We start from the raw sequence: 11,001 nt of genomic DNA on the forward strand, positions 1-11,001 counted from the left end.
GTTATTTTAACTGAAAAAGGCAGAGGATAACATTCTCCTCTGCGCCTATCTTTACTTTAACACGAAAATGATTGTTATATGAGAAAAAGTTTTAATCATTAATGCCAAATAGCTTTTTAGCGTTAGCTGTTGTAATATCAGCCAACTCTTCATACGTTATGCCTTTTAACTCTGCAATTTGCTCCGCTACGTATGACACATAACCAGGTTCATTGCGCTTGCCGCGGAATGGATGAGGAGTTAGATAAGGACAGTCTGTTTCAATTAATAGTTTATCTAAAGGAAGTTCTGCAGCAACTTCTTTTGGTTTTTTTGCATTTTTAAAAGTAACAGGTCCACCAAAAGAAATATACATATTCATATCCATACACTGCTTCGCTACTTCAATACTGCCCGTGAAGCAATGCATAATCCCGCCTACTTCCTCTACGTGCTCTTCTTTTAAAATGGTTACCACGTCTTCGGTGGCATCACGATTATGAATAATGATAGGTAAATTCACTTTGCGCGCTAAGCGAATTTGACGGCGAAATACGTCCTTTTGAACCTCTTTAGGTGATTTATCCCAATGATAGTCTAATCCCATCTCTCCTAAAGCCACAACTTTCGGATGCTGAGCTAACTCTTCAATCCAAGCTAAATGCTCATCCGTCATATCAATTGCATCTACTGGATGCCAGCCTACACTAGCATAGATAAATTCGTACGTTTCAGCTATTTGAATAGCTTTTTTAATGGTAGGTTCATCAAATCCAACAACCACCATGTTTTGAACACCTTTTTCTAACGCGCGATTAATTACTTCTTGCAAATCGTCTTCATACTGTTCTGCGTTTAAATGAACATGTGTATCAAATAACATCTAATCGATCCTTTCCATGAATAAAAGGGGGTCCTCGCATGTTACACGTGAAACACCCCTTTTACCTATACTTATTTTATCTTCGTGCCGTTTGCTAAGTTTTGATCTACGCTTGCTAGTGAAAGACCATTCTCATCTTCACCGGCTAAAATCATTCCTTGTGATAGTTCGCCGCGCAATTTTACAGGTTTTAAGTTGGTTACACAAATTACTTTGCGACCTACTAATTCTTCAGGCTTATAAAACTTGGCAATACCTGATACAACTTGGCGTTTTTCATAGCCAAGATCAAGCTGCAGCTTTAATAGTTTATCTGCCTTCTTAACTGGTTCTACTTGCGTAACTTGCGCTACACGAAGCTCTACTTTCATGAAATCATCAATCGTAATCTCTTCAGAAGGCTCTTCCTTCACAACAGGTTTTTCTTCCTTCGGAGCACTTCCTTGCATCTGCTCTTTAATAAACGCTACCTCTTCTTCTCGATCTAGACGAGGGAACATTGGCTCACCTTTTTCTACTTTTGTGCCTTCTTTAAGCATATTAAAGCGCGTCGTGCTTTCCCACGTTTTTAACACATCTTCTTTTACACCGATCTGAGCAAAAATTTTCTCAGGTGTACGTGTTAAGAATGGCTGTAGTAATACCGCAATGTGACGAATTGATTCAGCTAGATGTGTCATAACGGAAGCAAGTTCTGCACGCTTATTCTCATCTTTTGCTAACGCCCAAGGCTGCGTTTCATCAATGTATTTATTCGTGCGGCTTACATATTGCCAGATAGAAGCAAGAGCCACTGAAAACTCCATATCCTCCATCGCTTCTTCATATTTATTCACTGTATCTTTTTGAGCTTGTACGATAAGTGCATCAAACTCTGTTACATTTCCTTCATAAGTCGGAATAACACCATCAAAATACTTATTAATCATCGCCACTGTACGGTTAACTAGGTTGCCAAGGTCATTTGCTAAGTCAAAGTTAATACGTTCAACAAACGCTTCTGGTGTGAATACACCGTCTGAACCGAATGGAACTTCACGAAGCAAGTAGTAACGAAGGGCATCTAACCCATAGCGGTCAATCAATGTCACTGGGTCTACTACATTCCCTTTTGACTTCGACATCTTTCCATCTTTCATTAATAACCAGCCGTGAGCAAATACTTTCTTAGGAAGCGGCAAATCAAGTGCCATCAACATGATTGGCCAATAAATGGTATGGAAACGTACGATTTCTTTTCCTACTAAATGTACGTTAGCCGGCCAGTATTTTCGATAGTTTTCATCATTCTCAGTATCATACCCAAGAGAGGTGATATAGTTAGAAAGCGCATCAATCCATACGTAAATAACGTGTTTTGGGTTACCTGGAACTTTTACCCCCCAATCAAACGTCGTACGAGAAACAGCTAAGTCTTCAAGACCCGGCTTAATAAAATTATTGATCATTTCGTTTTTACGAGACTCCGGTTGAATAAATGAAGGGTTCTCTTCATAAAAAGCTAGTAAACGATCTACGTATTTCCCCATTTTAAAGAAATAGGACTCTTCTCGAACGAGCTCTACAGGGTGTCCGCTATCCGGGCTTTTCCCACCTACAACTTTTCCATTTTCAACGATTGGATCTACTAGTTGATGCTCTGTATAGTACGTCTCATCGGGAACTGAATACCAACCTTCATACTCATCAAGATAAATATCACCTTGTTCTAAAAGGCGCGCGAAAATTTTTTCCACGATTTCTTTATGTCTTGGTTCTGTTGTACGGATAAAATCGTCATACGAAATATCCATCTTATCCCACAGCTCTTTGATTCCAGAGACAATATCATCTACGTATTGCTGAGGTGTCACGTTTTTCTCTTCTGCTTTTCGCTGAATTTTTTGACCATGTTCATCCGTACCTGTTAAATAACGTACGTCAAACCCTCTCAAACGTTTATAACGAGCCATTGCATCTCCCGCTACCGTCGTGTATGCGTGCCCTATATGTAATTTACCACTCGGATAATAAATCGGCGTAGTAATGTAAAATGTATTATTTCCATCTGCCATGTTCATAACCTCCAACATTCCATTTCAACATTTTGATTTATATGGATGTAATCATATAAACCCTGTCTTCTTATTCTACTATCTATCATACTATTTTACATGATAATTTCAAAACATTCTCTTCCTATATACACGGGAATATGACGGATTCACTTCATTTTTAAATAATCACTATTTTCCCAAAAAATAATCCTGTTAATTGTATCAGCTTCGCCCTATTTTTATATAAAATATACCCCCATTCAAAAAGTCACTTTGATAAAAACGACAAATAGGTCTAATTTTGTCGTTTTATGTCGAATTATATTTACCCTATCTTCAAAATAGTTAATATCAAGCTATTTAGGCGATTAATCTTTTTTCCAATGAAACCCCTTGTCATTCCTTGACTGACGGTCACAATTAGCTTCTAAACGAGTCGGGGAAAAAATTTTTCCCAGCTACATTTTTTTACATATAAAATGATTGACTAGTTTTGGAAACGCTGGTATTATGAAAGTACGTTGAAATTGTCGAATAATGACGAAAGTAATAACATAGAAAAATGATCATTGAGAGGAGAACGATTAACATGAAATCTACAGGTATTGTTCGTAAAGTTGATGAATTAGGACGCGTAGTAATTCCAATTGAATTACGTCGTACATTAGGAATTGCAGAGAAAGATGCTCTAGAAATCTATGTAGATGAAGAGCGCATCATCTTAAAAAAATATAAACCAAACATGACTTGCCAAGTAACAGGTGAAGTATCTGATGATAACATTCAACTTGCTAGCGGCAAATTAATTCTAAGCCGTGAAGGTGCAGAACAAATCATGAAAGAACTTCAAGATTCTTTACAAGCTTCTAAATAAAACGAAAAGCTGTCTATGATAGACAGCTTTTTTTAATGTACGTGATATTCACTATAAATGTCTCGTTTTGATACATCTCGGTCTTTTGCCACTTGCTTAATCGCTTCTTTGTTTGAAAGTCCTTCTTCTACATAGTGATCAACGTGCTCGATAATGGTGAGCTGTTCCCACCATAGATTACTTTCATCTGGCGCTTCTTCATTTGTCCCTTCAAGAATTAAGCAGAATTCCCCTCTAATATCTGTGGCATTTGTCCATTCAATTGCTTCTAATACGCTTCCTCTTAAAAATTCTTCATAGCGTTTGGTTAACTCTCTACATAACACAATAGATCGGTTCCCTAAAATTTCTTCTATACTCTTTAGCGTTTCTTTTAATCGATGAGGGGCTTCATAAAATATCATGCTTTCTTTAATATACTGAAGCTCTTGAAGCTGTTCTTTACGCTGTTTTTTATTTCTGTTTAAAAATCCATAGAAATAAAACTGCCCTGTAGGTAGACCAGAAGCAATTAAAGCTGTTAATGCTGCGTTAGGCCCCGGCAGCGGAACAACCGTATATCCTTCTTTAACGGCAGCTACCACTAACTCATAACCAGGATCTGAAATACAGGGCATACCCGCGTCGCTTACTAAAGCAATATTTTTTTCACTGTCCAAGTCGCTTAACAGCTGTTCACTTTTTGTATGTTTATTATGTTCATGATAACTTGTAATAGGCGTATCGATTTCAAAGTGGTTACATAGTTTTTTCGTTTGTCTCGTATCTTCTGCGGCAATATAATCAACTTCTTTTAAAATTCGAATCGCACGAAATGTCATATCCTCTAAGTTTCCAATAGGAGTGGGAACTAAATATAAAACGCCTCGTTCATTCGATACATCATAACTTTTTTGTGATTTCATTCTGCTTTTCTTGCTCCCTTCGAATGTAAGCCTGTTTTTGCACTCTGCTTAACTGTTTGAACCAATACTCTTTTTGCATAGCTTCTGTTTTAGAAGTAAACACCTCATGCCAAATTAATGAAACAGGCCTTCTTGCTCTCGTATATTTTGCCCCTTTCCCTTCATTATGGACAGAAATACGTTTTTGCAAATTATTCGTGTAACCAGCGTAATACGTACAGTCCTTGCATTCAACTACATAAAAATAATGATTATTCTGTTCCATATAAAATCCTTTTTAATTCGTCCGTGTATTCATCATTATCTTGGTAGACCACCAGCGGAGGAAGAATCTTTAAATCTGGACTTCCATCCTTCGTACCTTCAATTAAAAGTGTATTTGCTTCTTTCCCATCTTTAGGATAGACAAACTGAAGTCTCTTTGGCTCTAAACGGTATTGCCTCATTAACGTAACGATATCTAATAGTCTCCCTGGACGGTGAACCAATGCTACTTTTCCGCCTTGCTTAACTAGTTGACTACTGGCTCTAATCACATCTTCCAACGAACAATGAATTTCGTGGCGAGCGATTGCAAAGTGTTCGTTTTCATTTATTTCTTCTTTATTGGATGTGGTGAAATAAGGAGGATTACATGTTACAACATCATATTTTCCATAACCCAGTTCTTGAGGTGCATTTTTTAAATCACCATGTATCATTTTAATCTGCCCATCCAGCTGATTATACGCAATACTTCTTTGTGCCATACTGTGTAGCCGCTCTTGAATTTCTAGACCAATGATTTTTCCCTTTGTTCGTTTAGATAAAAACAGTGGGATTACACCGTTTCCTGAACATAAATCAACCAAGTTGCCTTTACGAATTGGGACATAAGCAAAGTGAGATAAAAGCACAGCATCCAATGAAAAGGAAAAGACAGATGGACTTTGAATAATGCGCATTTCCTCATCGGCTAATAGATAATCTAAACGTTCATCTCCATATAACTCAACCATAATCGTTCTTCTCCTTGTACATCTATTATTTACATCTTTTACTCATAAAAAGAACCTCTCCAAAAGGGAGAGGTGTTGTTACTTTTTATTTAAAAATGACAAGCAAAACAAACAGTCTCCATCTTTACGCACACTTCCATAATGAATGTTACAAATATGAAAACCCTCTTGGTAAAGGCGAGCCAAATTGTCATATCCTTCTCCGATATCAATTTGTTTTTGCTCTTTTGTTTGAGCGCTTGCTTTTGAATGTCTATTTTTCAGCTTCGTTTCGAAGTTTGTCTGGTCAAGGCGACGGCGCAAATGATCATTTTCTATTTGCAGATGATGATTTTCTTCAATTAGCTCAGCAAGATGCTCTTTCAACTCACCTAACTGCTTATATAAATGACCAATTTGTTCCTCCATGTTTGTCACCGAATCAAAAATCTCTTTTTTATCCACCTTTGCCCACCTCGTTAATCTGTGGCTTGAAACGAAACAGCACCTTCATTATTGATCTCATCCAGAGTATACTCTAAAATTTGTTCGTGATCTGACAGTTCCACTTGAATAATTCTTTCCAAAATATTCAAACCTACTACACGTCCTGAACCATCTGAAGTTTTAATTGTTGAGCCTATATCAGGAAGCTGTTCTTTTGCCGTTTCATACTCATCATTTTCATATTTTAAACAACACATCAAACGTCCGCATAAACCAGAAATTTTCGTTGGATTAAGCGATAGGTTTTGGTCTTTGGCCATCTTAATAGAAACCGGCTCAAAATCACCTAAAAACGTTGAGCAACATAGCATACGTCCACAAGGACCTATCCCACCCAACAGTTTTGCCTCGTCTCGTACACCAATTTGACGAAGCTCAATTCGCGTACGGAAAATAGCAGCTAAATCTTTAACTAGCTCTCTAAAATCAATACGGCCGTCTGCTGTAAAATAAAAAATGACTTTATTACGATCAAACGTATATTCTACATCTACTAACTTCATATCTAAATCGTGTGATTGAATTTTTTGCACGCATACGTCATACGCTTCTCTAGCAGCTTGTTTATTTTCATCCACAATCAGCCTGTCTTTTTGTTCAGCAATGCGGATTACTTTTTTCAAAGGAAGCACGACATCATGTTCACTTACTTGCTTTTTGTTAATAACCACTCTGCCAAATTCAACACCACGAACTGTTTCTACAATAACAAACTCACCATCTGGAATTGTAAGTTCTCCAGGGTCAAAATAATATATTTTTCCCGCTTTTTTAAAGCGAACGCCTACTACATCATACAAGCTTTTATCCCTCCTGCAAATCCAACACCAGCTGTTCCATTAATAACTGTAGATTCATATTTGAATTTAATTTATTTTTGGCCTTCAAGATAACCTCTAAGCGATAAATCGCTTTTTCCTGCGTTGTCTGAAGAGCTTGCTGTTTTAATTCTTCTATTTTATGACGATAGACGATTTTAGACTCTTGTCCAACTTGCAGCGTCAACAAATCACGGTAAAGAAGCATCAATAAAGTTAAACCAATATGAGCTTGTTCTTTTTCTTTAAAATGTGTTACCCACTTTTCATGAATAAAAAGAAGAGCTTGTTGAGGTCTCGTTGTTAACACTTCATATAATTGTATCACTAACTTTATTGCAAGTCCAAACCATTCATCTTTACTTAATTCAATTGCTTCATCAATGCTGTTTGTTAAATTAGACAAGATGGACGCATCTACTGCGGAAAGGCCATTTTCTACTAGTTTTTCAGCTAACTGTTCTGGTGTAAGAGATCGAAATGATATTACTTGGCAACGTGAGATAATCGTATCTAATAAGCGCTGTATATTTTCTGTTAATAAAATTGCATAAGTTCCGTTGCCAGGCTCTTCTAAAAATTTCAGTAAACTATTTGCTGCGCTTACTGTCATTTTATCAACATGATTCACAATATATAACTTTTTATTAGATTCAACACCGGTTTTTGTGAATTCTGATTGCAAGAATTGAATTTGCTCTTTTTTAATCGATAAACCAGCTGGCTCAATCAAGTGAATATCTGGATGATTACCTGAATCAATTCGCCGGCAGTTACTGCACTCATGGCATGGCCTATGATTAACTGGATTTTGGCAAAACAGTGCTTTAGCAAACAAAAAACTAATTTGTTTTTTACCTGTTCCTTTGCTTCCTTCAAATAAATAAGCATGAGCAACTCGCTCTTTAAGTAAGCTGTTTTGCAAAATCTTTAATACGTTCGGCTGAAGAGCTTCAAGCTGTTCCCATGTATTTCCCATTCAATCATCACTTTCTATTTAAAATCTTCTCTCTTAAAATTGATGAAATTGATCTACTGGTAGTACGAATACTGTAGCTCCGCCCACTTCAACTTCAACAGGATACGGAATGTATGAATCTGCATTACCACCCATCGGTGCCACAGGAGAAATCATCTGTCTGCGGTTTTCACATTGGCCCTTAATAATATCAAGTACTTCATCTACTTTATGATCATCTGTACCAATCATAATTGTTGTATTCCCTGATTTTAAAAATCCGCCCGTACTTGATAATTTGGTTGAACGAAATCCTCTTTCTACAAGTGCATTTAAAAGCTTTGAGCTATCTGAATCTTGAATAACGGCCATTACTAATTTCATGAATAACACCTCATTTTACTTTATTGTTAAGAATAGTATAGCAAGAATAACAATCATCTGTATTTATTTTAAAATCAATTGTATCTGTTTATAAGCTTCTTCACAGACCTTTTCAATGGATTGATTTGCATCAATTCGGCGAATACGCTCTGGAAATTGACTCAAAAGAGATAGATATCCATCTCGTACTTTGTAATGAAAGTCTAAGGATTCTAAATCTAATCGATTAATCTCATCTTTTCGACCTTTATTAATTCTTTCTAATCCTACCTCAGGCTCAATATCAAAATATAAAGTGGCCTGTGGCATCGTTTGCTCAATAGCAAATTGATTGATAGCAAAAATATCTTCTACACCTATCCCCCGCGCATTTCCTTGATAAGCAAGTGAGCTATCAATAAAACGGTCACATAATACTATATTCCCTTTATTTAGCTCAGGAATCACTTTTTCTACAAGATGTTGTCTCCTAGCCGCAGCGTAAAGAAGTGCTTCTGTTCTGGCATCCATTTCCGTGTTAGATGGATTTAAGATGATTTCACGAATTTGTTCAGCAATTCGTATGCCTCCAGGCTCTCTTGTTAATACAATGTTATAGCCATCTTGTATTAATTTTTGTTGAACCATATGGATGATGGTCGTCTTACCAGCACCCTCTGGCCCTTCGAATGTAATAAACGTTCCTGACATGTATAAATTCCTTTCTCTATTTAAATACTTCTATCTTTCCTTCTTCCATACAAGAGCCGCCTTGAATATGACCATTTAACCTTTGAATATGCAAAATGTAGTCAATATGATTGCCCGTAATCGTTTCTCCCTCCATTAAAATAGGAATTCCAGGAGGATATGGAATAATAGATTGTGCGCTTACACACCCAATCGCTTCTTCAAACGAACACATATGCTTTGTCCTTAATTTTCTTTCTTCCATAGACAGGAGAACCGTTGCCCTTGAAAAACGAAATGGTTTGATTAGTGGTTTTTCATACGACTTACGCTGTATATTTGCTACTGCTTGTCTAACCCGCTTAATTGTATCATTAAAGTCCCAACTGCTGCTTAACGGTAGAACAAACAATACATAGTTAACGTCAGCTAGTTCTGTATAAATATCTTGTTTTTCCAGTTCCTTTTGCAAATCATATCCTGTTGCCGCCGAACAAGTCAATGTCATTTTCAAAAGGTCGGTAGCAGTTTGATCTGTTTCCACATTAATAGTTGAAAGTGTATCAATCTTATTAATCTTTTCAACAAACGAATGAATATTGTCAGTCATTCTATCGATATCATGCTGTGTAAACTGCTGCAGATAATACCGTGCCAAATCGAGAGAAGCCATAATAGGGTATGAAGGACTGCTTGACTGAAGTACTTGTAGGTAATGGCGCACCGCTTGCTTATTCACTAATGTTCCCTGCATATGTAAATAAGAACCCATTGTCATAGCTGGTAGCGTTTTATGTGCTGACTGAACGACAAGGTCAGCTCCATACGTAACAGCTGACGACGGAAAAGGATTGCCTAAAATAAAATGGGCTCCATGAGCTTCATCAATAACTATAGGAATATTGTAGCTATGAATAAAGTCAATGGTCTCCTTTAAATCTCGTGCCACCCCGTAGTAAGTAGGATTTGTTAATACAAATGCTTTTATATCCTCAGAACGCTCTAAAGCCGCTTTAATTGTTTTAATGGATACACCTGTACTAAGATGTGTTTTTGAATCTATTTCAGGAGCTAAAAAAATAGGTGATGCCTTTGATAAAGTAATAGCATTAAAAATAGATTTATGAGAATCTCTTTGAACAGCAATTTTATCTCCTTCTTGACAAAGAGATAAAATTGCTGAGAGGTTGCCTACAGTAGAACCATTAACTAAAAAAAAGCTTTCATCTACTCCATACAACTTTGCCGTTAACTCTTGTGCTTCTTTAATAACAGATTCTGCTTCATGTAAATCATCTAATCCGCTAATTTCCGTTAGATCGTATTGCAAAAAATCTGCGTAAGAAGACTGAATATGTGAAGGTAGAATTTGACCATTTTTATGGCCGGGCACGTGGTAAGAGAGTGACCTCTTTTCGCTATGCCTTACTAAACGGTTATATAAAGGTAAATATGTATCCATACATCCATTCCTTACTTTTTGTAAATATAACATTGTTAACTTGATAAAAGAATATGTAAGCATTTTTCCTATCAAAATTCATTTTTCTTTCATTATAACAAACTTAGATGATTTTTTTGAGCCATATAAAGAAGCCCTTATAAAAAAGGGCTTTTAGTAAGAAAACGCTCCTGATATTCTCTTTAATTGATCTACTAACAATTGATAACGAAAATGAGATGAATCCACCTCTACAATCTCTACCTCGCAGTGTTGGCATATAAAGCTGGAAAACACCTCAATACCCTTTGTATGCTGTTCATGACAAACGGAACATGTTTTAATTTGTTTTTCCATTACTCTCCACCTCCACTAAATAAGTATCGACAAGATGTAACTTCTTTATGCAGTTCATTTACCCCATTTTATGTAGATAGCTTATACTTTGTGAATAATAAAAAAAGACTAGCTAAAATAGCTAGTCTTTTTTCAAGTGCCTGGCAACGTCCTACTCTCACAGGGACAAAGTCCCAACTACCATTGGCGCTAAAGAGCTTAACTTCCGTGTTC

Annotated in this window: 13 protein-coding genes; 1 reads left to right on the plus strand and 12 read right to left on the minus strand. The window is 36.6% G+C overall.

Features of this window, described 5'->3' with window-relative positions; all coding sequences use genetic code 11:
* Positions 1-91: 91 nt before the first annotated feature.
* The gene (locus ACH0CI_RS25275; protein WP_045294824.1) at positions 92-862 is read right to left on the minus strand and encodes a TatD family hydrolase; all 771 of its coding nucleotides are present in this window, start codon (positions 860-862) and stop codon (positions 92-94) included.
* A 71-nt stretch (positions 863-933) separates the two neighbouring features.
* On the minus strand, positions 934-2,916 hold the full coding sequence (gene metG / locus ACH0CI_RS25280; protein ID WP_028412634.1) for a methionine--tRNA ligase: 1,983 nt from the start codon (positions 2,914-2,916) through the stop codon (positions 934-936).
* A gap of 565 nt (positions 2,917-3,481) precedes the next feature.
* Here metG and ACH0CI_RS25285 point away from each other — a divergent pair.
* Positions 3,482-3,772, plus strand: coding sequence for a transition state genes transcriptional regulator AbrB (locus ACH0CI_RS25285; protein WP_170836841.1), 291 nt, complete (start codon positions 3,482-3,484; stop codon positions 3,770-3,772).
* Between the two features lie 32 nt (positions 3,773-3,804).
* On the opposite strand, the gene rsmI is transcribed toward ACH0CI_RS25285, so the two are convergent.
* The 10 genes from rsmI to ACH0CI_RS25335 form a co-directional block, all read right to left on the minus strand.
* The gene (rsmI, locus tag ACH0CI_RS25290) at positions 3,805-4,677 is read right to left on the minus strand and encodes a 16S rRNA (cytidine(1402)-2'-O)-methyltransferase (protein WP_016762698.1); all 873 of its coding nucleotides are present in this window, start codon (positions 4,675-4,677) and stop codon (positions 3,805-3,807) included.
* On the minus strand, positions 4,655-4,942 hold the full coding sequence (locus ACH0CI_RS25295; RefSeq protein WP_013054850.1) for a GIY-YIG nuclease family protein: 288 nt from the start codon (positions 4,940-4,942) through the stop codon (positions 4,655-4,657). The genes rsmI and ACH0CI_RS25295 overlap by 23 nt, the downstream gene beginning before the upstream one ends.
* Positions 4,929-5,675, minus strand: a complete 747-nt coding sequence (locus ACH0CI_RS25300) for a tRNA1(Val) (adenine(37)-N6)-methyltransferase (protein WP_406902404.1) — start codon at positions 5,673-5,675, stop codon at positions 4,929-4,931. Before ACH0CI_RS25300 ends, ACH0CI_RS25295 begins: the two co-directional genes overlap by 14 nt.
* A gap of 78 nt (positions 5,676-5,753) precedes the next feature.
* Entirely contained in the window at positions 5,754-6,119 is a 366-nt protein-coding gene (gene yabA, locus ACH0CI_RS25305; RefSeq protein WP_013054848.1) for a DNA replication initiation control protein YabA, read from the minus strand.
* Positions 6,120-6,133: 14 nt separating this feature from the next.
* Positions 6,134-6,961, minus strand: a complete 828-nt coding sequence (locus ACH0CI_RS25310; protein WP_013054847.1) for a PSP1 domain-containing protein — start codon at positions 6,959-6,961, stop codon at positions 6,134-6,136.
* A gap of 4 nt (positions 6,962-6,965) precedes the next feature.
* Entirely contained in the window at positions 6,966-7,958 is a 993-nt protein-coding gene (gene holB / locus ACH0CI_RS25315) for a DNA polymerase III subunit delta' (protein WP_013054846.1), read from the minus strand.
* A 33-nt stretch (positions 7,959-7,991) separates the two neighbouring features.
* Positions 7,992-8,321, minus strand: coding sequence for a cyclic-di-AMP receptor (locus ACH0CI_RS25320; protein ID WP_013054845.1), 330 nt, complete (start codon positions 8,319-8,321; stop codon positions 7,992-7,994).
* Positions 8,322-8,384: 63 nt separating this feature from the next.
* Positions 8,385-9,011, minus strand: a complete 627-nt coding sequence (gene tmk, locus ACH0CI_RS25325; protein WP_028412632.1) for a dTMP kinase — start codon at positions 9,009-9,011, stop codon at positions 8,385-8,387.
* Between the two features lie 16 nt (positions 9,012-9,027).
* A complete protein-coding gene (locus tag ACH0CI_RS25330) occupies positions 9,028-10,452 on the minus strand; it encodes an aminotransferase class I/II-fold pyridoxal phosphate-dependent enzyme (RefSeq protein WP_335706555.1) in 1,425 nt (474 codons plus the stop codon).
* 153 nt (positions 10,453-10,605) lie between these two features.
* Complete coding sequence (locus tag ACH0CI_RS25335) at positions 10,606-10,788, minus strand: sigma factor G inhibitor Gin (RefSeq protein ID WP_013054842.1); 183 nt, start codon at positions 10,786-10,788, stop codon at positions 10,606-10,608.
* Positions 10,789-11,001: the final 213 nt, after the last annotated feature.

Origin of the sequence: Priestia sp. 179-F W1.4 NHS, assembly GCF_045369295.1 — a bacterium.
Taxonomy (GTDB): Bacteria; Bacillota; Bacilli; order Bacillales; family Bacillaceae_H; genus Priestia; species Priestia zanthoxyli.